We start from the raw sequence: 22,032 nt of genomic DNA on the forward strand, positions 1-22,032 counted from the left end.
GTAAAAGGAGAAAAGGCCGTCTGAACAATGGATTTCAGACGGCCTTATTGTACGGATTTCTGCCTTTTTAACAATACGCGTGATTAGCGTACGTCAACGTAGGAGCTGCTGTGCAGTTCGCGCAGGAGGTTGGTGGTCGCCTGTTGCGCTTTTTGTTGGGACAGGTATTGGCGGACGGCGTTTTGTTGGCGCTCTTCAGGCGTACCTGCTTCGCGGACGTCGTTCAGCTTGATGATGTGCCAGCCGAATTGGGTGCGGACAGGGGCGCTGATTTGGCCAGGTTTGAGTTTGTGGACGGCTTCTTCAAACGGGGCAACCATCATGCCGTCGGCAAACCAGCCCAAATCGCCGCCGTTGCCGGCACTACTGTCTTGCGAGTATTGGCGTGCCAAACCGCCAAAATCTGCGCCGCTGCGGGCTTGTGAGTAGATTTTGCGGATGGTGCTTTCTGCGCCGACGGCGGCATTGTCGTTGTCGGCTTTAATGAGGATGTGTTGGGCATGGTATTGACGCACAGGGTCTGCTTCAGGCAGGGTCACGCCTTGTTGTTTGGCCTGCTCGATGTAGCGTGCCACTTCAGAGTCGCTCACACGGCTGTTTTGCATGATGGCTTGTTGGCGCACTTTTTCAACAATAATGCTGTCGGCGATGTCTTGACGGACGGCGGCAGACGGATTTTTGATGTTGGGGTTGTGCGCGATAACGGCTTCGATTTCGCTATCGGTTGCTTGGATGTTGCGGCGTTTGCCTGCTTGGAGGATCAGGGATTGGTTGATCATTTGTGCCAAAACCTGTTGGCGCAGCTCGTTGGCGTCCATTTGCGTGCCTTTAGGCATGGTTTGACGCGCTTGCGCTACGGCTTGCGCTACTTGGCGGTGGGTAATGACTTCGTTGTCGACAACCGCGGCAATGCCGTCTGAAAGATGTACGCCGCTTTGTACGGCAGGCATGGTGGTGGCGCTGACGGCAGCTGCTTTGGCTGCGCGCGCTTTGCCTGCTTTGGCTTTAGGGGCGGCGTGTGCGCTTACTGCGAAAGTGAGTGCGGCGACGAGAATCAGGGGTTTGAAGTTCATTGTTTGACTACCTCGTTGGTTTTGCTGTAACCGGGGATGGCTAAGCGGAGTTTTTCGAATGGGTTGTTGCCGATATTGCTCAAGTCTTTGAGTTGGAGGTTGAAGAATACGGCGTTTTTGTGGCTGTTTTCGCCGGTAACATAGCGTTGGCCGACCAAGCTTGCGCTCCAGCAGCCGCAGTTGCTTTTGTATTCTGCACCGATGAGCATTTCCAGCGGTTTTTTGGCTTCGATTTCGTAGTTGTAACGGGCAACGGCGTACAGGTTTTTACTCAACGGCCATTGGGCGGCAAGGTCGATTTGGCTGAGCCTGTCGTAGAAATAGTCGCCGTTGGCTTGTAGATAAATGCGCTCGTTGCGTCCGTATTTGTAGCGCGCGCTTAAGACTTTGCCGGGTTCGGGGTTGTAGGCAATCCCTGCGGCGTAGCTTTCGGCACGGCTTTGGTTTTGGTTGTAGTGGATGTCCAAGTCGATGCGGATGCTCGGGGTAATGTTGCCATGTGCAAAGGCTACCCAGTCGGACTGGCTGCGCGGATAACGGCTGACGCTGCCGTCAGGCAGGACGTTGTCGTTTTTGAAGTAAAACTTCTGGCCGATACCTGCACGGAAGAGTTCCGCACCGGTGTTGGGGTTGAGGATACGGCTTTGTGTGGCCAGCGTCAGGCTGTTGGCCGAATTGATGCGGTCGTTGCCCGAATACAGGTTTTCGCGGAACAGCTGCGAATAGGTAAAGCTGTTTTCAGAGCTGTCGAAATTAGGCAGGTCGTTTTGGGACTTGGTCGGAATGTAGTTGTAAAACAGGCGCGGTTCAAGCGTTTGCAGGTATTCCCCGCCGAAGAGCCGGGCCCTGCGCTCGAAAGTCAGGCCGCTGTCGACGTTGATAATCGGCAGGACGCGGCTGACATTGCGGCTGCTTTGGCCGTTGAAGCTGTTGAGGCTGTAATAAGTGGCGTGTACGCCGACTTTAGGTCGAATGTAGCCCCATTGGTTGTGGAAGTCCCATTTAACGCTCGGGTAGAGCACCACGCGGCTGCCGTCTTGCTTGGTATCGTGATCAAAACGGGTAAATTGGCCGAACACGTTGAGTTGCGCTTTGCCGAGATGGCTTTGCCAACGGCCGGTCAGACGGGGCATGATGGCATAAGGCTCGTCTTTATAACCGTCTTGGTTGGCCAGTGTTTGATATTTTTGTACGCGCAACGAGCCGTCGAAGCTGCCGCCCAACAGTTTGTCACTGTAATTGAGCCATGCCTGACGGTCGAGGTTGACGTTGCGTGCGATGTCTTCGCGGCCGTAGAAGTCGCGGTAGTAATCGTCGTCGGAAACTTGGTTGTAGTTGATGCCGCCGCTGATTTTGCTGTTCAGCTGCTGCTGGTGTTTCCATTTGAACTGGTAGCGGTTGTTGTGGACGCTTTTTTGGTCGTTCGGCATCCAGTCGCCATCGACTTCGCCGCTGTAATTCGGTTGCAGGTAACGGACTTGGCCGCCCAGTTGCACGCCGCGTTTGCTGATAATGCCCGGGCGGATGGTGGCATCCAAATTCGGTGCAAGATTGAAATAGTAGGGCAAGCTCAGCTCAAGGCCGTCTGAACCTGTGGCAATGGTCGGAACGAGCAGGCCGCTTTTGCGGTTGCCGTTGATGGGGAAGTCCGCCCAAGGCGTGTAGAGGACAGGGACGCCGCCGAATACCAGCGAAGCGTGTTTGGCCACGCCGATACCTGTCGATTCATCGGCTTCAATGCTTTGCGCTTGGATATACCAGCTGGCATCGCCGGGTGAACAGGTGTTGAATTTGGTATTGATGAGCTTGTAGAGGCCTTTGCCTTTGAGTTCGGCTTTTTCGCTGACACTTTGAAAGCGGCGGCCGCCTTGCTCGGTATTGAGGCGCACAGCAGTGCCGGAGCCGGTTTGGTCTTTGAGGTTGTAAACCAATTGATCGCCGGATACGGTCGAACCGTTTTGATACAGGGTAAAGCGGTCGCCGGCGGTAACGGTATCGGTGGCTTGGTCGTATTGCGCCCAATCGGCGTTGAGAACATCGGCATTGCGCTCGACAATGACGTCGCCTTCGGCACGGACGCCGACTTGGGTTTGGCCTTCTATTTTATCGGCGTTGACGCGGGTGTAATCGGCAGGCAGGGCAGGCTCGCCGCTGCGTTTGATTTCAGCGGTTTCGGCCGGCTTGGAATCTTCGTGGTCGCAAAACAGGCAAGTGCTGCCCAAAGAAAGCGGATCGGCTTCGCTTTGGCTGGTTTGTGCTGGTTTGGATGCAGTGACGGGGGCAGGGGTATAGTCTTCCGCCTGTGGAACAGAAGCATCTTCCGCACGCACGGCTGTTGCGCCAAAGCCCATAATTAAGGCGAGTACCAAGGGTTTGAGTGAAAATAAACGAGCCAAAATCGCCCCTTAAATCGGTTTGCCAGTTAGAATAGCGGTTATTGTAACCTGAAATTCTGCGATACCGCTATGCAACGACAAACCGAATTACAAAACTGGCTGGAGTCTGTTTACCCAAACCAGCCGTTCGAATTGAGCTTTGCGGCAGCCGATGCCGACTTCCGCCGCTATTTCCGTGCGACGTTTTCAGACGGCCAGACCGTTATCTGTATGGATGCGCCTCCTGAGAAGATGAGTGTTGCACCTTATTTGAAAGTACAAAAACTGTTTAACATGGTCAATGTGCCGCAAGTGCTTCATGTGGATGAAGCGTTGGGCTTTATGGTGTTGAACGATTTGGGCAATACCACATTCCTGACCGCCATGAATCAGGAAAACAGCGAAACCGCCCACAAAGCCCTGCTGCTCGAAGCCATCGACGAACTGATCGAACTGCAAAAAGCCAGCCAGCCGGACAAATTGCCGGAATACGACCGCGAAGTCATGCTGCGCGAGATTAACTTGTTCCCCGAATGGTTTGTGGCCAAAGAATTGGGCCGCGAGCTGACCTTCAAACAACGCCAGTTGTGGCAGCAAACTGTCGATATGCTGCTGCCGCCCCTGTTGGCGCAGCCCAAGGTGTATGTCCACCGCGACTTTATCGTCCGCAACTTAATGTTGGCAAAAGGCCGTCCGGGCGTGTTGGATTTCCAAGACGCGCTTTACGGCCCGATTTCCTATGATTTGGTGTCGCTGCTGCGCGATGCGTTTATCGAATGGGAAGAAGAATTTGTATTGGACTTGGTCATCCGTTATTGGGAAAAAGCACGCGCTGCCGAGTTACCTGTGCCTGCCGAGTTTGACGAGTTCTACCGCTGGTTTGAATGGATGGGCGTTCAACGCCATTTGAAAGTGGCCGGTATTTTTGCCCGCCTGTACTACCGCGACGGCAAAGACAAATACCGCCCGGAAATCCCGCGCTTCTTGAACTACTTGCGCCGCGTATCCCGCCGTTACAACGATTTGGCGCCGCTGTATGCATTGCTGGTCGAATTGGTCGGCGATGACGAATTGGAAACAGGCTATACCTTTTAAGCTTGGTTTTTAAGATTTGATTCCATTTTTCAGACGGCCTGATCAACAAAAGGCCGTCTGAAACCTTTACAGAACACATAAACATGACTTACATGATTTACCCCAAAACCTACGACGTGATTGTCGTCGGTGGCGGCCATGCCGGTACCGAAGCCGCACTTGCCGCCGCACGCATGGGTGCGCAAACCCTGCTGCTTTCACACAACATCGAAACCCTCGGCCAAATGTCGTGCAATCCCTCCATCGGCGGTATCGGCAAAGGCCACCTCGTGCGCGAACTCGACGCATTAGGCGGCGCAATGGCGTTGGCAACCGACAAATCCGGTATCCAGTTCCGCCGCTTGAACGCCAGCAAAGGCGCGGCGGTTCGTGCCACGCGCGCGCAGGCGGACCGCATCCTGTATAAAGCCGCCATCCGTGAAATGCTGGAAAACCAAGAAAATCTGGAGCTTTTCCAACAAGCCGTCGAAGACGTAACGCTTGATGGCGAACGCATCAGCGGCGTGGTTACCGCGATGGGCGTGGAGTTTAAAGCACGCGCCGTTGTATTGACCGCCGGCACGTTTTTGTCCGGCAAAATCCACATCGGTTTGGAAAACTACGAAGGCGGCCGCGCCGGAGATCCCGCCGCCAAATCCTTGGGCGGCCGTTTGCGCGAATTGAACCTGCCTCAAGGCCGTCTGAAAACCGGCACGCCGCCGCGCATCGACGGACGCACGATTGACTTCTCCCAGCTCACCGAACAGCCCGGCGACACACCCGTACCCGTAATGTCCGTACGTGGCAGCGCCGATATGCACCCGCGCCAAGTGTCCTGCTGGATTACGCATACCAACACGCAAACCCACGACATCATCCGCTCAGGTTTCGACCGCAGCCCGATGTTTACCGGCAAAATCGAAGGCGTGGGTCCGCGTTATTGCCCGTCTATCGAAGACAAAATCAACCGCTTTGCCGACAAAGACAGCCACCAGATTTTCCTCGAACCCGAAGGCCTGACGACCAACGAATACTACCCCAACGGTATTTCCACCAGCCTGCCGTTCGACATCCAAATCGCGCTCGTGCGCAGCATGAAAGGCCTTGAAAACGCCCATATCCTGCGCCCAGGCTACGCCATCGAATACGACTACTTCGACCCGCGCAACCTCAAAGCCAGCCTTGAAACCAAAACCATCCAAGGCCTCTTCTTCGCCGGACAAATCAACGGCACGACCGGCTACGAAGAAGCCGCCGCACAAGGCCTGCTCGCAGGCGCGAACGCCGTGCAATACGTCCGCGGACAAGACCCGCTCCTGCTGCGCCGCGAACAAGCCTATCTCGGCGTATTGGTGGACGACCTCATCACCAAAGGCGTGAACGAACCCTACCGCATGTTCACCAGCCGCGCCGAATACCGCCTGCAACTCAGGGAAGACAACGCCGATATGCGCCTGACCGAAGACGGCTACAAAATCGGCTTGGTGGGTGAAGAACAATGGCGTATGTTCAACGAAAAACGCGAAGCCATCGAACGCGAAATCCAACGTTTGAAAACAACGTGGTATACGCCGCAAAAACTCGCCGAAGACGAACAAATCCGCGTATTCGGCCAAAAACTCAGCCGCGAAGCCAACCTGCACGACCTCCTGCGCCGCCCGAACCTCGACTACGCCGCGCTGATGACCCTGCCCGACGCACAACCTGAAACCGCACTTGCCGACAGCGTGGTTGAACAAGTCGAAATCCAAGTTAAATACCAAGGCTATATCGACCGCCAAAACGAAGAAATCGACAGCCGCCGCGACATCGAAACCTTAAAGCTGCCCGAGGATATCGATTACAGCAAAGTCAAAGGTTTGTCGGCAGAAGTGCAGCAAAAGCTCAACCAGCACAAACCCGAAACCGTCGGCCAAGCCAGCCGCATCTCCGGCGTAACGCCTGCGGCTGTGGCATTGCTGATGGTGCATTTGAAACGTGGATTTAAAGATGCCAAGTAAAGTTTAATCCGAATAAAGGCCGTCTGAAACTTTCAGACGGCCTTTATTTATCAGGGGATTGACGGTGTTGCACCTTATTTCATTAATTTTTTAAAGAGTTCGGATTGTCAGCAAGATGGGCGTGTTCTGATGAAAAAATGAAGAAGAAAACGTTTTTTTAGGGCGCGTCATAAGCTGCCGCTTTTTCGAGCAGTTTTACCCTTGCCTGCGGCCATTCCTCACGCAGCAGGCTGTATTCAACCGTATCGCGCACGCTGCCGTCTTTCCGCAGCTTGTGGCAGCGCAAGATGCCGTCTTGGTGTGCGCCCAAGCGTTCGATGGCGCGTTGGGAGGCGGTGTTGAGGTTGTCGGTCTGCCAGCAGACGCAACGGCAGTTTAAAGTGTCGAAAACGTAGTCGAGCAACATGATTTTGCAGGCGGTATTGATGCGCGTGCGCCGTGCCGACAGGGCATACCATGTGAAACCGATGTAGAGGCGTGGGATGGCGGGGTCGATATGGTAAAGCGAAGTCGAGCCGACGATTTTACCCGTGTCTTCGTCGATGACGGCAAAGGCGAGGCGGGTTTGCGTGGCGGTGCGGATGTAGTCCGCCACTTGATCGGGTTCGGGCGCGCTGGTTACGTTCAGCTTCCAGACTTCGCCGTCGCAAACTGCTTCGTGCAAACCAGCTTCGTGTGCCGCCGTCAAAGGTTCGAGACGGACGCGGTCGAAGGACAAAACGGGAGCGGATGAAAAATCAGCCATGTGGTTTCCTTTGTATTTGATGGTTTGATTTTTCAGACGATCTTTTATAGTGTCTTAACGGACGGCTTTTTTGAGGTCGTCTGAAAGCTATTGATTAATGATGTTTGAACACCAGCACGCCCGACTCCGATACAAACCCGTCCAGCGGCAGGTCGTGCGGTTCGGTCGGCAGCGTGTCAACCAGTTGGCAATCGAAGCCTACGCCTATGGTTTTTGCCTGTAAACGGTATTTCATTGCCGAGAGGGTGGCATCATAATAGCCGCCGGCTTGTCCGAGGCGGTAGCCGCGTTTGTCGATACCGACGATGGGGACCAGCAGCAGGCTGAGTTGGTGGACGCGGATTTTTTTGCCGGTAAATTGGGGGACGCTCAATTTGGCGCGGCCGCGTTTGCGTTCTTGTTTGGCGCCCTCGGCAGGGTAGGGGGTGAACCACATCCGCCGCGTGTTCGGTTCGATATAGGGCAGGTAGAGTTTTGCGCCGCGTTTTTGTGCGGCACGGACAAAGCCGTCCAATCGCAATTCCTTGCCCATCGGCCAATACACGCCGATTTTCCGTCCTTTTTTGATGTAGGGCTTGAGCAGGCGGTTGATGGTTTCGGTGGCGGCGTTTCGCTCGTCGGCGCTCATTTGGGCGCGTGCGCGGCGGAACTGTTTGCGTAGTGCCGATTTTTCGGGATTCCTCATTTTCAGACGGCCTTTCGGGATTGCGGTAGAATGTTGCGATTATAACGATTTTGTTAACATTCAAACAGGACGCACACAATGTGGCACATTGTCGCCATCGGCTACCTTTTTGTTGCCGTGATGTTTTCCGCCGCGCAGCCGAGTATTGCACGCGCGTTGATTTATTTGGTTTTTTGGGCAGTGTTGCCCACCGTGTTCACGGTCTTCGTCGTGACCATCCGCCGCCGCAACCGCCTGATGAAACGGCAGGAGCAGGCGGAGTTTGAAGCGGCCCGCCAAAAGGCGGTACAGACGGATGAAAAACAGGACGGAAAGGTATAAAATCCCTTTTCAGACGGCCTCTTATCCGCTATAATCCGTCAGTTTTCCATTTCGGAAACACTCTTTTATTTTTTAAAACTTATGCCCACTTTCGCCGAAGGGTGCTTGACAATAGGCGCCGCCTATCAAGTTCTATGCGATTGAATGTGTGCTCTTTAACCCTTTCAAGGAAATAACATGTCTCAAATTACTATGCGTCAGATGATTGAAGCCGGTGTTCACTTCGGTCACCAAACCCGTTTCTGGAACCCGAAAATGGCTCAATACATTTTCGGTGCGCGCAACAAAATCCATATCGTAAACTTGGAAAAAACCCTGCCGATGTTCCAAGAGGCGCAAGAAGCCGTACGTCGTCTGGTTGCCAACAAAGGTACAGTATTGTTCGTAGGTACCAAACGCCAAGCCCGCGACATCATCCGCGAAGAAGCTACCCGTGCCGGTATGCCTTTCGTTGATTACCGCTGGTTGGGTGGTATGCTGACTAACTACAAAACCGTTAAGCAATCCATCAAACGCCTGGAAGAAAAAACTGCTGCCCTGGAAAACGCTGCTGAAGGCGGTTTCAACAAAAAAGAAATTCTGGAAATGCAACGCGACGTTGAAAAACTGGAACGTTCTTTGGGCGGTATCAAAAACATGAAAGGCCTGCCTGACGCGATTTTCGTTATCGATACCGGCTACCAAAAAGGTACTCTGGTTGAAGCTGAAAAATTGGGCATCCCTGTTATCGCCGTAGTCGATACCAACAACAGCCCTGACGGCGTGAAATACGTTATCCCTGGTAACGATGACTCCGCTAAAGCTATCCGCCTGTACTGCCGTGGCATCGCTGACGCAGTTTTGGAAGGCAAAAACCAAGCGCTGCAAGAAACTGTAGCCGCTGCCCAAGAAGCTGCTGCCGAGTAATTCGGTACACAGAAGAGGGGCGTTATGCCCCTTTTCTCAAATCCCGTTCTGAAATCAGTTTCAGACGGCCACTATTTCCAAACACGGCAATGGCCGTGTTCCCAAAAATCTAGGAGATTCAAAATGGCAGAAATTACTGCAAAAATGGTTGCCGACCTGCGCGCCGCTACCGGCCTGGGCATGATGGAATGCAAAAAAGCCTTGGTTGAAGCTGAAGGCAACTTCGACAAAGCCGAAGAAATCCTGCGTATTAAATCTGGTGCGAAAGCCGGTAAACTGGCTGGCCGTACTGCTGCCGAAGGCGTATTGGCTTATGCAATCAACGGTAATGTTGGTGCATTGGTTGAAGTAAACTGCGAAACCGACTTCGTTGCTAAAGACGCCGGCTTCGTAGAATTTGCCAACTTCGTTGCTAAAACTGCTGCCGAGAAAAAACCGGCTTCTGTTGAAGAACTGAGCGAACTGGTTGAAGCAGAACGCAAAGCCATCATCGCTAAATTGGGCGAGAACATGTCTGTTCGCCGCTTCCAAGTGATTGACACTGCCAATCAACTGGTTGCCTACATCCACGGTGCTTTGGCTACCGAAGGCGTATTGGTTGAATTCAAAGGCTCTGAAGACGTAGCACGCAAAATCGGTATGCACATCGTTGCCGCTAAACCACAATGCGTAAGCGAAGCCGAAGTAGATGCTGAAACTGTTGAAAAAGAACGCCACATCTACACCGAGCAAGCTATCGCTTCCGGCAAACCTGCCGACATCGCCGCTAAAATGGTTGAAGGCCGTATCCGCAAATTCTTGGCTGAAATCACTCTGAACGGCCAAGCATTCGTGATGAACCCTGACCAAACTGTTGCCCAATTCGCTAAAGAAAACGGCACTGAAGTGATCAGCTTCGTACGCTACAAAGTAGGCGACGGTATCGAGAAAGCCGTTGTTGACTACGCAGCCGAAGTTGCTGCCGCTGCTAAAGTGTAAGGCACTTATGAAAAAGAAAGCACCTAGATTCCAAACGAATCAGGGTGCTTTTTTTTGAGAAAACCGTTTACGGTACCTATTTTAAGACGGCTGAATATAAAGGCCGTCTGAAAACAAAACAATAATAGAACGACACACCATATCATTGTAATTCCGACCGTTTGAAAATTCAGACGGCCCGAACTCCGACCGACGACATTCAAGAAAGCAAGGTATCCCATGACACAGCAAATCAAATACAAACGCGTATTACTGAAACTCTCCGGCGAATCCCTGATGGGCTCTGATCCATTCGGCATCAATCACGATACCATCGTTCAAACTGTTGGCGAAATTGCCGAAATCGTGAGAATGGGCGTGCAAGTCGGTATCGTTGTCGGCGGCGGTAACATTTTCCGCGGCGTATCTGCACAAGCAGGCAGCATGGACCGCGCCACTGCTGACTACATGGGCATGATGGCAACCGTGATGAACGCGTTGGCACTCAAAGACGCATTTGAAACTTTGGGCATCAAAGCGCGTGTTCAATCCGCACTGTCTATGCAGCAAATCGCTGAAACTTACGCCCGTCCTAAAGCCATTCAATATTTGGAAGAAGGCAAAGTCGTGATTTTTGCCGCCGGTACCGGTAACCCGTTCTTCACGACCGACACTGCCGCTGCATTGCGCGGTGCGGAAATGAACTGCGACGTGATGCTCAAAGCCACCAACGTTGACGGCGTGTACACCGCAGACCCGAAAAAAGACCCATCTGCAACACGCTACGAAACCATTACTTTTGACGAAGCCTTGTTGAAAAACCTCAAAGTGATGGATGCCACTGCTTTCGCCCTCTGCCGCGAACGTAAACTCAATATCGTGGTATTCGGCATTGCTAAAGAAGGCTCGCTCAAACGCGTGGTGACCGGCGAAAACGAAGGCACACTGGTTCACTGCTAATCATTGAAAGGCCGTCTGAAACAGCCGAACGGGATACATTCGGCTTTCAGACGGCCTTTTATTTTCAGTCGGTTGCGCGGGTATTGGTTCATGGGTTGAAAAGGTTAAGAACCTGCTTGACCATAATGCCCAACCGACAATTCGACAACAAAAGGATACCCCATGAATATCACCGTCTTGGCTGTCGGTACGAAAATGCCGCGTTGGGTGGATGAAGCCGTCGGCGAGTACGCCAAACGCTTCGGGCGCGATGTCAATTATGCGCTGAAAGAAATCAAGCCAGAGAAACGCGGCGCGGGTGTGAATGCGGCTCAGGGCATGGCGGCTGAAGAAAAACGCCTGCTGGAAGCCATACCGCAGGGCGCGTTTTTGGTGGTATTGGACGAGCGCGGCAAAGCGCCGACTTCGGTCGAATTGGCGCAACACTTGAAAAGCTGGCAGCAAAATGGCGAACACGTCTGCTTTATTATCGGCGGCGCAGACGGCATGACCGACCGTTTGAAGCAGCAGGCAAATATGATGATGCGCCTTTCCAGCCTGACCTTGCCGCACGGCATGGTGCGCGTTTTATTGACCGAGCAGCTTTATCGCGCCGTTTCGATTTTGCACAACCATCCGTATCATCGGGAATAATCCGTTTTGATTGCTGGGATAAGAAGGCAATGCCGCCTTGTCGGTTTGAAAGGGAATAGGGCAAGTCGGTTAAAAGCGGGATTGAACCTGTTTTCAGACGGCCTGATTTTTCCGCATGAATCCTTTATAATCGTTTCTTTGATAAATCAACATCTTTCGGGAGAACCCAAATGTCCGATTTCCGTCAAGACTTCCTCAAATTCGCTTTGGCACAAAACGTGTTGAAATTCGGCGAATTTACGACCAAGGCCGGCCGTCAGTCGCCTTATTTTTTCAATGCCGGTTTGTTCAATGACGGCGCATCGACTTTGCAGCTGGCGAAGTTTTACGCCGAGGCCATCATTGCCAGCGGCGTGAAGTTCGATATGCTGTTCGGCCCAGCCTATAAAGGCATTATTTTGGCGGCGGCAACAGCGATGATGTTGGCGGAAAAAGGCGTAAACGTACCGTTTGCCTACAACCGCAAAGAAGCCAAAGACCACGGCGAGGGCGGCGTGTTGGTGGGTGCGCCTTTGAAAGGCCGCGTGCTGATTATCGATGATGTGATTTCCGCCGGTACATCCGTGCGTGAGTCGGTCAAACTGATTGAGGCCGAAGGCGCAACGCCAGCCGCAGTGGCCATTGCGCTCGACCGTATGGAAAAAGGCACGGGTGAATTGTCGGCGGTGCAGGAAGTCGAAAAACAATACGGCCTGCCGGTGGTTTCGATTGCCAACCTGAACGACTTGTTCACGCTCTTGCAAAACAATGCCGAATTTGGCGGCTTCTTCGAGCCGGTCAAGGCCTATCGTGAACGTTACGGCGCGGTTTAAACCATAACATCATGCTCAGGTCGTCTGAAACAGTTTTCAGACGGCCTGAAACATTAGTTAAAATATATTTTTGATTCAATACACTTACGGAAATACTCATGCCTGCTTGTTCTTGTCCTCATTGTAAAACACCGCATTGGGTGAAAGATGCCCAGTTGAACGTGGCGCAGGGTTTCGTGGTCTGCACGCGTTGTTCGGGGATGTTTAAGGCCAAGGATTATCTGTCGGGCAACTTGCCGGCCGATCCGGCCCATCTGCCTGTGGCGGTAACGGATGTGCGCCTCGTGCATAACATCGGTGCGCAAATCCTCAAGCATTCCAAACTCTCGCGCAAAGAAATTTCCGATTTGCTCAATAGCGCGCTTAAGGAAGAGCCTAAGGCCGAAGAGCAGGCGGCGATCAAAACGCGCAAGGACGGTTTCAACTGGACGTTGGCATCGTTGATTGCGCTGACGGTTTTGATTATGCAACTCTTTTATCTTGCCCTGCTATGAGTGCCATCGCCCATTTTGTCGCCAGCTTTCGCGAGGCCGCGCCCTATATCCAATATTTGCGCGGCAAAACCATGGTGGTCGGCGTGACCGACAGCCTGTTGGAAGGCGAAACCTTGATTCGTTTGGCCGCAGATTTGAACCTGTTGGCCAGCTTGGGCTTGCGTTTGGTCTTGGTGCACGGTTCGCGGCATTTGCTCGATAAATTGGCTTCGGGTCGGAATTTTGTTCCGAAATACAGTGGCAGCCGTCGGATTACCGATGAAGCGACTTTGATGGAAGTGAAGCAGGTGGCGGGAGTTATCCGCAGCGATGTCGAAGCCGCTTTGTTCAGCAGCGTATCTGCGCAGCAACGGAGCAAGCCGCCGGTTATCGCGTACGGCAACTTTATTACCGCCCGCCCGTTGGGCGTTATCGACGGTGTGGACATGGGCTATACCGGTACCGTCCGCAAAATCGACGCAGAAGAAATCCGTTTGCGTTTGAATGGCGGCGCGGTGGTGCTGATCAGTCCTTTGGGACATTCGTACAGCGGCAAAACCTTCAATCTGAGCATGTGCGAAACCGCGCAGGAAGTGGCAATGGCTTTGCAGGCGGAGAAACTGGTTTTCTTGACCGAAGAAGCCGGTATCCGTCGTGCCGACGGCTCTTTGGCCAATACTTTGTCTGTCGGCGAAGTGCGGGAGCTGATACACGACAATCCCGATGTGCCGGCCGATTTGTTGCATGCGGCGGTAGGCGCGTTGGAAAACGGCGTATCGCGGGTGCAGATTCTCAACGGCCGTGAAGACGGCAGCCTGTTGCGCGAGTTGTTTACCCGCGAGGGCAGCGGTACATCTATTGCGCGTGAGCCGTTTGTTTCCATCCGTCAGGCACGCAGCGACGATATTCCGCACATCATCGCCTTAATCCGCCCTCTGGCGGAACAAGGCATTTTGTTACACCGCAGCCGCGAGTATTTGGAAAACCATATTTCCAGCTTTTCCGTATTGGAACACGATCAAAACATTTACGGCTGCGTGGCGTTGAAAACCTTTTCCGAACCGGACTGCGGCGAATTGGCCTGTCTGGTGGTGTCGCCCGAAGCGCGCGATGGCGGCTACGGCGAATTGCTGTTGGAACATCTGTTTCAAAAAGCACGCGCCTTAAATATCAAAACGCTTTTCGCCTTATCCACGCATACGGGCGAATGGTTTGTCGAACGGGGCTTTCAGACGGCCTCAGCCGATGACCTGCCTGCCGAACGCCGGCAGGAATACAATGCCAACGGCCGCAATTCTAAAGTATTTGTTTATGACTTGCAGGCCGTCTGAAAAACTTCAATCCTATTATCCGTTTTTAAAAATCACTTAAATCTTATGTTGAAAATTATCTCTGCCAACGTCAACGGCATCCGCTCCGCCTATAAAAAAGGTTTTTATGAATACATCGCCGCTTCCGGTGCCGACATTGTCTGCGTGCAGGAACTGAAAGCTCAAGAAGCTGACCTGTCAGACGATATGAAAAATCCGCACGGTATGCACGGCTACTGGCATTGCGCCGAAAAGCGCGGTTACAGCGGCGTGGCGGTGTACAGCAAACGCAAGCCCGACAATGTGCAAATCGGCATGGGCATTGAAGAATTTGACAGGGAAGGCCGTTTTGTCCGTTGCGATTTCGGCAAGTTGTCGGTAATTTCGCTGTATCTGCCCAGCGGCAGCAGCGCGGAAGAGCGCCAACAAGTGAAATACCGCTTTTTGGACGCGTTTTATCCCATGCTCGAAGCCATGAAAAATGAAGGACGCGACATCGTCGTCTGCGGCGACTGGAACATTGCCCACCAAAATATCGACTTGAAAAACTGGAAGGGCAATCAGAAAAATTCGGGCTTCTTGCCTGAAGAACGCGAATGGATAGGCAAAGTCATCCACAAACTCGGTTGGACGGATATGTGGCGCACACTTTATCCCGATGTGCCGGGCTATACTTGGTGGAGCAACCGCGGACAAGCGTATGCGAAAGATGTCGGGTGGCGTATCGATTATCAGATGGTTACGCCGGAGTTGGCCGAAAAAGCTGTTTCCGCACATGTTTATAAAGACGAAAAATTCTCGGATCACGCCCCTTTAGTTGTGGAGTATGACTATGTTGCCGAATAAGGTTTTTGGTAAATATGATTGGAATATAAACGGCAAAACCGGCGTAGGCGCGGCATGGGTTGTGGCGGCATTTGTATTGCCTATGCTGGTGTGGGCGGTGTTTATGCTGGCGCGGATGTCCGGCTGGGTTGCCCCGACCAAGGCCAATCCGACGTGGGCGTTGGTATGGCTGCTGTTTTCCCTGCCTTGCCTGCTGATTGCGGCCAAATGCTTTGCTTGGAAGGGCTGGCGGCTGATTGCCAACATCGTACTTTGTCTGGCGACTTGTGCCATCCTCAGCGTGCCAGCCGCATTGCTGATTGCATTTACACTTAACGACTTGCTCAAATAGGCCGTCTGAAATGCAGAGCTTCGAACTCGAAGAAATGGCACTGTTTCTGATACGCGATGCGGATGAAGCGGAAATGTGGATAGACCGCTGGGCGGTCAGCTATCCGATTGTTCAAACTGCCGAAGCCGATAGTTGGCAAACCATTTCCGAATGGCAACACGCCATTCAGACGGCCTTTGACCATATCGTCAGCAGAAATATTGCCGTCGTGGCTCATGGTGTCGGCGTGTCCGCATTTTTGGCATGGCTGTACCAAGCCGACATCATGACGCAAAAACGCCTGACCAATATTATTTTGGTCTCGCCTCGCCCAGAAGCTTTTCCCGAAGACGAAATCCATACGTTCCAACGTGTCCGCTGTCCTTGCCGTACGGCGTTGGTCATCGCCGAAACAAACGGCACGCCACGCGATTGGGCGCAAGAACAGGCTGACCGCTGGCATGCACGCCTGCTTCAATCGCCGCATTCCGGCCAGTTAAACGGCGCACTCGGCGGCTGGCAATGGGGCATGAAGCTGATGCAGGAAATGTTGTTAAGTAAATAGTTTAGAAGGGTTTATCAAGAAGAGAGGCCGTCTGAAACCGATATGAGTTTCAGACGGCCTTTGTTTACAAATATCATGTTAAATATAATTAAAAGAAACTATTATCATTTCTTTTGTGAGACAGTATAATTCGGTTGTTTCGTTAAATTGAGTATAAAAATGCAAATGCCATTTCATTTAGCTTTATTACCCACGCTGATTATCGCTTCTTTCCCTGTCGCTGCCGCCGATACGCAGGACAATGGTGAACATTACACTGCCACGCTACCTACCGTTTCCGTGGTCGGACAGTCCGACACCAGCGTACTCAAAGGCTACATCAACTACGACGAAGCCGCCGTTACCCGCAACGGACAGCTCATTAAGGAAACGCCGCAAACTGTCGATACGCTCAATATTCAGAAAAACAAAAATTACGGTACGAACGATTTGAGTTCCATCCTCGAAGGCAATGCCGGCATTGACGCTGCCTACGATATGCGCGGCGAAAGCATTTTCCTGCGCGGCTTCCAAGCCGATGCATCCGATATTTACCGCGACGGCGTGCGCGAAAGCGGACAGGTCCGCCGCAGCACCGCCAACATCGAGCGCGTGGAAATCCTGAAAGGCCCGTCTTCCGTGCTTTACGGCCGCACCAATGGCGGCGGCGTCATCAACATGGTCAGCAAATACGCCAACTTCAAACAAAGCCGCAACATCGGTGCGGTTTACGGCTCGTGGGCAAACCGCAGCCTGAATATGGACATCAACGAAGTGCTGAATAAAAACGTCGCCATCCGCCTCACCGGCGAAGTCGGGCGCGCCAATTCGTTCCGCAGCGGCATAGACAGCAAAAATGTCATGGTTTCGCCCAGCATTACCGTCAAACTCGACAACGGCTTGAAGTGGACGGGGCAATACACCTACGACAATGTGGAGCGCACGCCCGACCGCAGCCCGACCAAGTCCGTGTACGACCGCTTCGGGCTGCCTTACCGCATGGGTTTTGCCCACCCGAACGATTTTGTTAAAGACAAGCTGCAAGTTTGGCGTTCCGACCTTGAATACGCCTTCAACGACAAATGGCGTGCCCAATGGCAGCTCGCCCACCGCACGGCGGCGCAGGATTTCGACCATTTCTATGCAGGCAGCGAAAACGGCAGCCGAATCAAACGTAACTACGCCTGGCAGCAGACCGACAACAAAACCCTGTCGTCCAACTTCACGCTCAACGGCGACTACAACATCGGCCGTTTTGAAAACCACCTGACCGTAGGCATGGACTACAGTCGCGAACACCGCAACCCGACATTGGGTTACAGCCGCGCCTTTTCCGCCTCCATCAACCCCTACGACCGCGCGAGCTGGCCGGCTTCGGGCAGATTGCAGCCCGTTCTCACTCAAAACCGACACAAGGCCGATTCCTACGGCATCTTTGTGCAAAACATCTTCTCCGCCACGCCCGATTTGAAATTCGTCCTCGGCGGCCGTTACGACAAATACACCTTTAATTCCGAAAACAAACTCACCGGCAGCAGCCGCCAGTACAGCGGCCACTCGTTCAGCCCCAACATCGGCGTAGTGTGGAACATCAACCCAGTCCACACACTTTACGCCTCGTATAACAAAGGCTTCGCGCCTTATGGCGGACGCGGCGGCTATTTGAGCATCGATACGTCGTCTTCTGCCGTGTTCAACGCTGACCCCGAGTACACCCGCCAATACGAAACCGGCGTGAAAAGCAGTTGGCTGGACGACCGCCTCAGCACTACGTTGTCTGCCTACCAAATCGAACGCTTCAATATCCGCTACCGCCCCGACGCGCAAAATGATCCCTACACTTGGGCAGTCGGCGGTAAACACCGTTCACGCGGCGTGGAATTGTCCGCCATCGGGCAAATTATCCCCCAAAAACTCTATCTGCGCGGTTCGTTGGGCGTGATGCAGGCGAAAGTCGTTGAAGACAAAGAAAATCCCGACCGAGTGGGCATCCATTTGAATAACACCAGCAACGTTACCGGCAACCTGTTTTTCCGTTACACACCAACCGAAAACCTCTACGGCGAAATCGGCGTAACCGGTACGGGAAAACGCTACGGTTACGACTCAAGAAACAAAGAAGTGACCACACTTCCAGGCTTTGCCCGAGTTGATGCCATGCTCGGTTGGAACCATAAAAACGTCAACGTTACCTTTGCCGCGGCCAATCTGCTCAATCAAAAATATTGGCGTTCGGATGCCATGCCGGGTAATCCGCGCGGCTATACTGCCCGGGTAAATTACCGTTTCTGATGAAATCAGGCAAAGGCCGTCTGAAAATAAGGCTATGATCTAAGCCATATTTCAGACGGCCTTTTATAAAGGTTGAAATAAAACTAAACACATTTTTTCACTCAAATCGAACACACCTCCAACAAAATGCCATAAAATCCGCCCATTGATTTGAATGTAAAGAGATACCTATGAAACTGAAAACCTTAGCCTTGACCTCATTAACCCTGTTGGCATTGGCCGCTTGCGGCAAACAGGCGGAAACCAGCGTTCCGGCAGACAGTGCCCAAAGCAACACATCCGCTCCGGTAGCCCCTGCCGCATTGACCGAAGGTGTCAATTACACCGTATTGTCCAATCCGATTCCGCAACAGCAGGCCGGCAAAATCGAAGTATTGGAATTCTTCGGCTACTTCTGCCCGCATTGCGCCCATCTTGAGCCGGTTTTGAGCGAGCACATCAAAACGTTTAAAGACGATACCTATATACGCCGAGAGCATGTCGTGTGGGGTGATGAAATGAAACCTTTGGCACGTTTGGCGGCCGCAGTGGAAATGGCCGGAGAATCAGATAAAGCCAACAGCCATATTTTCGATGCGATGGTTAATCAAAAAATCAATTTGGCCGATACCGATACCCTGAAAAAATGGTTGTCTGAGCAAACTGCATTTGACGGCAAAAAAGTATTGGCTGCATTTGAAGCTCCTGAAAGCCAAGCGCGTGCGGCTCAAATGGAAGAGTTGACCAATAAATTCCAAATCAGCGGTACACCAACCGTTATCGTCGGCGGCAAATACCAAGTCGAATTTAAAGACTGGCAGTCCGGCATGACCACGATTGACCAGTTAGTGGACAAAGTACGCGAAGAGCAGAAAAAGCCGCAATAAGTTGAAGGTTGAATGAGTAAAGGCCGTCTGAAAATAGGATTTCAGACGGCCTTTTATATTTAGGATATATAGAATAGATGGTTGCTTGAAGTCTTATGGTTTTAAATCTGAATACAAAACCAAAACGCCGTCTGAAACTTTTCAGACGGCGTTTTCTGTCAAATCGGCTTACAAACCTGGGAACATGCCTTTCATCCCCTTCATGCCTTTGGCCAAGCGCATCAGTTTGCCCAAGCCGTTGCCGCTGAACATCTTCATCATCTGTTGCATTTGTTCAAACTGTTTGAGCAATTTGTTCACTTCCTGCACGGTGGTACCCGCACCCATCGCAATACGGCGTTTGCGGCTGGCTTTGAGCAGGGCAGGGTTGGCGCGTTCTTTTGGAGTCATTGAGTTGATGATGGCTTCTACTTTGCCCATCGCTTTTTCAGCCGTACCTTCGGGGATTTGTTTCGATATTTGACCCAGTTCACCTGGCATTTTCGACATCAGGTTTTCCAAGCCGCCCATATTGCGCATCTGTTGGATTTGTTCTTTAAAGTCATTGAGGTCGAAGCCTTTGCCTTTTTGCAGCTTTTTCGCCATTTTGGCAGCAGCTTCTTCATCAATACCTTTTTGAACGTCTTCAATCAGGGTCAATACGTCGCCCATGCCGAGGATGCGGCTGGCAAGACGGTCGGGGTGGAAAGGTTCGAGGCCGTTGATTTTTTCGCCGACACCGATAAATTTAATCGGTTTGCCGGTTACATGACGTACGGACAATGCCGCACCGCCGCGCGAGTCACCGTCCATCTTGGTCAATACGACACCGGTCAGCGGCAGGGCTTCATTAAATGCCTGAGCGGTATTTACCGCATCCTGACCCAGCATGGCATCAATAACGAACAAAGTTTCAACCGGGTTGACTGCCGCATGAAGCGCTTTGATTTCGTTCATCATCTCTTCATCGATTGCCAAACGGCCGGCGGTATCGACCATCAATACATCGTAAAAATGTTTTTTGGCATAATCGACGGCGGCAGTTGCAATTTCAACCGGTTTTTGGTTGGTATTGGATGGGAAAAAGTCTACGCCGACCTGTTCAGCCAATAGGCGCAGCTGTTCAATCGCGGCAGGGCGGTAAACGTCGGCAGATACCACCAAAACTTTTTTCTTCTGATCGTTTTTCAGCAGGCGGGCGAGTTTGCCGACGGTTGTTGTCTTACCGGCACCTTGCAAACCGGCCATTAAAACAATGGCAGGCGGTGAAACCGACAAATCCAGCGTTTTGTTTTCCTTGCCCATCAGGTCGACTAAGGCTTGGTTGACCACACCAATAAAGGCTTGGTCAGGCGTCAGGCTGCCGACGACTTCTTGGCCAAGGGCCTGTTCTTTGACCGTGTTGACGAATTCTTTAACGACGGGCAATGCAACGTCGGCTTCCAGCAGGGCAAGACGAACCTCGCGCAAGGCTTCTTTAATATTGTCTTCGGTCAGCGTTGATTGGCCGCGAATATTTTTAAGTACCTTGCTGAAGCGGTTGGTCAGGTTGTCTAACATACTTATCCTTGATAATGAGAATAGCTGCCCAATACAGGGCATTCTTTGTTAAAATAAAATTCGGATTATTTTACACGATAGTCCGAAGTTATGCTTCAAGAACACAAACACGACACTAAGGCCGTCTGAAACCCTGTCGGCTGTCCGTCAAGTGTTCACACGTCTATTGAGAAAGATATTTATGCCGATTGTCTTAATCTGCCTTATGCTGGTGTATGCCGGATTGGGCGCATTTTCCTGGTTGCAACATAAAAAGCACAATAATAAGTCTTACCCGCTGAAAACCGAGCTGCTGATTTTGAGTGGCGCATTATTGGTACATGGCGCAGCATTGATGTTCCCAGTATTGCAGGATAGGGTATTGATTACTGGTTTTGGTTATTCACTCAGTTTGATAGTTTGGCTGATGCTGATGATGTACTGCATGGGCAGCTTCTTTTATTGTCTGCGCGGAGTGCAACTCTTATTGTATCCCTGTGCCGCATTGACCTTATTGTTGGGTTTCCTTTTCCCGGGGGATTTTTCAGGCCGCCAAATCGTAGACTTATTGCCACTGTCGCACATCGCATCATCATTGCTTGCATACGGACTGTTTGGCATCGTTACCTTATTTGCCATCCTGATCCTTTTGCTCGACCGCAATCTGCACAAACGCCGTTTTTCCGCATTGGTCAGCTTCTTACCGCCATTATTGAGTTTGGAAAAACTCATGTTCCAAGGCATGTGGGCAGGATTCGTTTTATTGACCTATTCCGTTATCAGCGGTACGTTTTTTGCAGAAACCATTTTCGGCAAGCCGATGACCTTCACGCATAAAACCATCTTCAGTATTATGTCGTGGCTGATTTATGGTGCATTATTGCTGAAACACAGCATGACCGCATGGCGCGGCAAAAAAGCCGCCGTTTGGACTATTGTCGGATTTGTCAGTCTGATTTTTGCCTATGTAGGCAGCAAATTTGTCCTAGAAATTGTCCTTCAACGTATTGGATAAATAGAAACCATAAAAAAGGCCGTCTGAAAGAGCATTTCAGACGGCCTTTTTTTGTGTTTTTTTGTATGTATGGATTGTGTAGGAAGTTTGATTGTATTTTTTATAAAATAAAAACCCTGTTAAAACAGGGCGGTGTTTAAATTTCTAGAAATAATTTCGAGAAAGGTGTTGACTGGTTTTGTTGGTAGGCGTATAGTTCGGTTCTTCGCTGCTGACGCGGTGAAGAAAACGAAGCAGATAGTATAACACAGTTGGTTGAAATTTTCGATAATTTTAGTTGACATTTGCTAAATGTACTGTATAATTCGATTCGCTCT

At 51.8% G+C, this 22,032-nt stretch carries 21 protein-coding genes; 16 read left to right on the forward strand and 5 right to left on the reverse strand.

The genetic code is table 11. The annotated features are described in order from the left end of the window. Positions 1-83 precede the first annotated feature (83 nt). Positions 84-1,073 (reverse strand): peptidylprolyl isomerase, encoded by a 990-nt coding sequence (locus ACTHTU_RS07405; protein ID WP_049330855.1) that lies wholly within the window; start codon positions 1,071-1,073, stop codon positions 84-86. Continuing rightward, positions 1,070-3,469: an LPS-assembly protein LptD gene (locus ACTHTU_RS07410; protein WP_440362181.1), complete on the reverse strand. Its 2,400-nt coding sequence runs from the start codon at positions 3,467-3,469 to the stop codon at positions 1,070-1,072. The genes ACTHTU_RS07405 and ACTHTU_RS07410 overlap by 4 nt, the downstream gene beginning before the upstream one ends. 69 nt (positions 3,470-3,538) lie before the next feature. On the opposite strand from ACTHTU_RS07410, the gene amgK reads away from it, so the two are divergent. Further along, entirely contained in the window at positions 3,539-4,543 is a 1,005-nt protein-coding gene (gene amgK / locus ACTHTU_RS07415; RefSeq protein ID WP_108700217.1) for an N-acetylmuramate/N-acetylglucosamine kinase AmgK, read from the forward strand. An 83-nt stretch (positions 4,544-4,626) separates the two neighbouring features. Beyond that, complete coding sequence (mnmG, locus tag ACTHTU_RS07420) at positions 4,627-6,522, forward strand: tRNA uridine-5-carboxymethylaminomethyl(34) synthesis enzyme MnmG (protein ID WP_440362182.1); 1,896 nt, start codon at positions 4,627-4,629, stop codon at positions 6,520-6,522. A 157-nt stretch (positions 6,523-6,679) separates the two neighbouring features. Here the strand turns inward: mnmG and ACTHTU_RS07425 are convergent, their stop codons facing one another. After that, entirely contained in the window at positions 6,680-7,267 is a 588-nt protein-coding gene (locus ACTHTU_RS07425) for a GNAT family N-acetyltransferase (RefSeq protein WP_440362183.1), read from the reverse strand. A gap of 94 nt (positions 7,268-7,361) precedes the next feature. Next, positions 7,362-7,952, reverse strand: coding sequence for a 5-formyltetrahydrofolate cyclo-ligase (locus ACTHTU_RS07430; RefSeq protein WP_440362184.1), 591 nt, complete (start codon positions 7,950-7,952; stop codon positions 7,362-7,364). 78 nt (positions 7,953-8,030) lie between these two features. On the opposite strand from ACTHTU_RS07430, the gene ACTHTU_RS07435 reads away from it, so the two are divergent. From ACTHTU_RS07435 to ACTHTU_RS07495, 13 genes are all read left to right on the forward strand, one after another. Next, complete coding sequence (locus ACTHTU_RS07435) at positions 8,031-8,273, forward strand: hypothetical protein (RefSeq protein WP_004520263.1); 243 nt, start codon at positions 8,031-8,033, stop codon at positions 8,271-8,273. Between the two features lie 177 nt (positions 8,274-8,450). Continuing rightward, the gene (gene rpsB, locus ACTHTU_RS07440) at positions 8,451-9,179 is read left to right on the forward strand and encodes a 30S ribosomal protein S2 (protein ID WP_002230071.1); all 729 of its coding nucleotides are present in this window, start codon (positions 8,451-8,453) and stop codon (positions 9,177-9,179) included. A 123-nt stretch (positions 9,180-9,302) separates the two neighbouring features. Then, entirely contained in the window at positions 9,303-10,157 is an 855-nt protein-coding gene (tsf, locus tag ACTHTU_RS07445; protein ID WP_063076188.1) for a translation elongation factor Ts, read from the forward strand. A 219-nt stretch (positions 10,158-10,376) separates the two neighbouring features. Further along, entirely contained in the window at positions 10,377-11,096 is a 720-nt protein-coding gene (gene pyrH, locus ACTHTU_RS07450; RefSeq protein WP_003708812.1) for a UMP kinase, read from the forward strand. A gap of 162 nt (positions 11,097-11,258) precedes the next feature. Beyond that, positions 11,259-11,729, forward strand: coding sequence for a 23S rRNA (pseudouridine(1915)-N(3))-methyltransferase RlmH (gene rlmH / locus ACTHTU_RS07455; protein ID WP_036493712.1), 471 nt, complete (start codon positions 11,259-11,261; stop codon positions 11,727-11,729). 170 nt (positions 11,730-11,899) lie between these two features. After that, a complete protein-coding gene (gene pyrE / locus ACTHTU_RS07460; RefSeq protein WP_003682682.1) occupies positions 11,900-12,541 on the forward strand; it encodes an orotate phosphoribosyltransferase in 642 nt (213 codons plus the stop codon). Positions 12,542-12,639: 98 nt separating this feature from the next. After that, on the forward strand, positions 12,640-13,035 hold the full coding sequence (locus ACTHTU_RS07465; RefSeq protein ID WP_440362185.1) for an MJ0042-type zinc finger domain-containing protein: 396 nt from the start codon (positions 12,640-12,642) through the stop codon (positions 13,033-13,035). Next, positions 13,032-14,345 carry an amino-acid N-acetyltransferase gene (gene argA, locus ACTHTU_RS07470; protein ID WP_440362186.1) on the forward strand — a complete coding sequence of 438 codons (1,314 nt, stop codon included), beginning with the start codon at positions 13,032-13,034 and terminating at the stop codon, positions 14,343-14,345. The genes ACTHTU_RS07465 and argA overlap by 4 nt, the downstream gene beginning before the upstream one ends. Positions 14,346-14,390: 45 nt before the next feature. Beyond that, positions 14,391-15,170, forward strand: coding sequence for an exodeoxyribonuclease III (locus ACTHTU_RS07475; RefSeq protein WP_070608460.1), 780 nt, complete (start codon positions 14,391-14,393; stop codon positions 15,168-15,170). Then, positions 15,157-15,501, forward strand: coding sequence for a hypothetical protein (locus tag ACTHTU_RS07480; protein WP_049330844.1), 345 nt, complete (start codon positions 15,157-15,159; stop codon positions 15,499-15,501). The genes ACTHTU_RS07475 and ACTHTU_RS07480 overlap by 14 nt, the downstream gene beginning before the upstream one ends. Before the next feature lie 10 nt (positions 15,502-15,511). Further along, a complete protein-coding gene (locus ACTHTU_RS07485; RefSeq protein ID WP_440362187.1) occupies positions 15,512-16,045 on the forward strand; it encodes an alpha/beta hydrolase in 534 nt (177 codons plus the stop codon). A 159-nt stretch (positions 16,046-16,204) separates the two neighbouring features. Then, positions 16,205-18,316: a TonB-dependent receptor gene (locus tag ACTHTU_RS07490; protein ID WP_440362188.1), complete on the forward strand. Its 2,112-nt coding sequence runs from the start codon at positions 16,205-16,207 to the stop codon at positions 18,314-18,316. Between the two features lie 170 nt (positions 18,317-18,486). Further along, entirely contained in the window at positions 18,487-19,182 is a 696-nt protein-coding gene (locus tag ACTHTU_RS07495; RefSeq protein WP_440362189.1) for a thiol:disulfide interchange protein DsbA/DsbL, read from the forward strand. 168 nt (positions 19,183-19,350) lie between these two features. On the opposite strand, the gene ffh is transcribed toward ACTHTU_RS07495, so the two are convergent. Continuing rightward, a complete protein-coding gene (gene ffh / locus ACTHTU_RS07500; RefSeq protein WP_440362190.1) occupies positions 19,351-20,721 on the reverse strand; it encodes a signal recognition particle protein in 1,371 nt (456 codons plus the stop codon). Positions 20,722-20,902: 181 nt separating this feature from the next. Here ffh and ACTHTU_RS07505 point away from each other — a divergent pair, with 181 nt between their 5' ends. Next, complete coding sequence (locus ACTHTU_RS07505) at positions 20,903-21,715, forward strand: cytochrome C assembly family protein (RefSeq protein ID WP_440362191.1); 813 nt, start codon at positions 20,903-20,905, stop codon at positions 21,713-21,715. Positions 21,716-22,032 lie beyond the last annotated feature (317 nt).

The organism is Neisseria sp. P0020.S005 (genome assembly GCF_051957055.1).
In the GTDB taxonomy this organism is placed as follows: Bacteria; Pseudomonadota; Gammaproteobacteria; order Burkholderiales; family Neisseriaceae; genus Neisseria; species Neisseria subflava_A.

Bases quoted from the DNA above. Each gene is read 5' to 3' on its own strand.
- ACTHTU_RS07405 (WP_049330855.1), bottom strand. From the start codon at position 1,073: ATGAACTTCAAACCCCTGATTCTCGTCGCCGCACTCACTTTCGCAGTA.
- amgK (WP_108700217.1), top strand. From the start codon at position 3,539: ATGCAACGACAAACCGAATTACAAAACTGGCTGGAGTCTGTTTACCCA.
- mnmG (WP_440362182.1), top strand. From the start codon at position 4,627: ATGACTTACATGATTTACCCCAAAACCTACGACGTGATTGTCGTCGGT.
- ACTHTU_RS07425 (WP_440362183.1), bottom strand. From the start codon at position 7,267: ATGGCTGATTTTTCATCCGCTCCCGTTTTGTCCTTCGACCGCGTCCGT.
- ACTHTU_RS07430 (WP_440362184.1), bottom strand. From the start codon at position 7,952: ATGAGGAATCCCGAAAAATCGGCACTACGCAAACAGTTCCGCCGCGCA.
- ACTHTU_RS07435 (WP_004520263.1), top strand. From the start codon at position 8,031: ATGTGGCACATTGTCGCCATCGGCTACCTTTTTGTTGCCGTGATGTTT.
- rpsB (WP_002230071.1), top strand. From the start codon at position 8,451: ATGTCTCAAATTACTATGCGTCAGATGATTGAAGCCGGTGTTCACTTC.
- tsf (WP_063076188.1), top strand. From the start codon at position 9,303: ATGGCAGAAATTACTGCAAAAATGGTTGCCGACCTGCGCGCCGCTACC.
- pyrH (WP_003708812.1), top strand. From the start codon at position 10,377: ATGACACAGCAAATCAAATACAAACGCGTATTACTGAAACTCTCCGGC.
- rlmH (WP_036493712.1), top strand. From the start codon at position 11,259: ATGAATATCACCGTCTTGGCTGTCGGTACGAAAATGCCGCGTTGGGTG.
- pyrE (WP_003682682.1), top strand. From the start codon at position 11,900: ATGTCCGATTTCCGTCAAGACTTCCTCAAATTCGCTTTGGCACAAAAC.
- ACTHTU_RS07465 (WP_440362185.1), top strand. From the start codon at position 12,640: ATGCCTGCTTGTTCTTGTCCTCATTGTAAAACACCGCATTGGGTGAAA.
- argA (WP_440362186.1), top strand. From the start codon at position 13,032: ATGAGTGCCATCGCCCATTTTGTCGCCAGCTTTCGCGAGGCCGCGCCC.
- ACTHTU_RS07475 (WP_070608460.1), top strand. From the start codon at position 14,391: ATGTTGAAAATTATCTCTGCCAACGTCAACGGCATCCGCTCCGCCTAT.
- ACTHTU_RS07480 (WP_049330844.1), top strand. From the start codon at position 15,157: ATGTTGCCGAATAAGGTTTTTGGTAAATATGATTGGAATATAAACGGC.
- ACTHTU_RS07485 (WP_440362187.1), top strand. From the start codon at position 15,512: ATGCAGAGCTTCGAACTCGAAGAAATGGCACTGTTTCTGATACGCGAT.
- ACTHTU_RS07490 (WP_440362188.1), top strand. From the start codon at position 16,205: ATGCAAATGCCATTTCATTTAGCTTTATTACCCACGCTGATTATCGCT.
- ACTHTU_RS07495 (WP_440362189.1), top strand. From the start codon at position 18,487: ATGAAACTGAAAACCTTAGCCTTGACCTCATTAACCCTGTTGGCATTG.
- ffh (WP_440362190.1), bottom strand. From the start codon at position 20,721: ATGTTAGACAACCTGACCAACCGCTTCAGCAAGGTACTTAAAAATATT.
- ACTHTU_RS07505 (WP_440362191.1), top strand. From the start codon at position 20,903: ATGCCGATTGTCTTAATCTGCCTTATGCTGGTGTATGCCGGATTGGGC.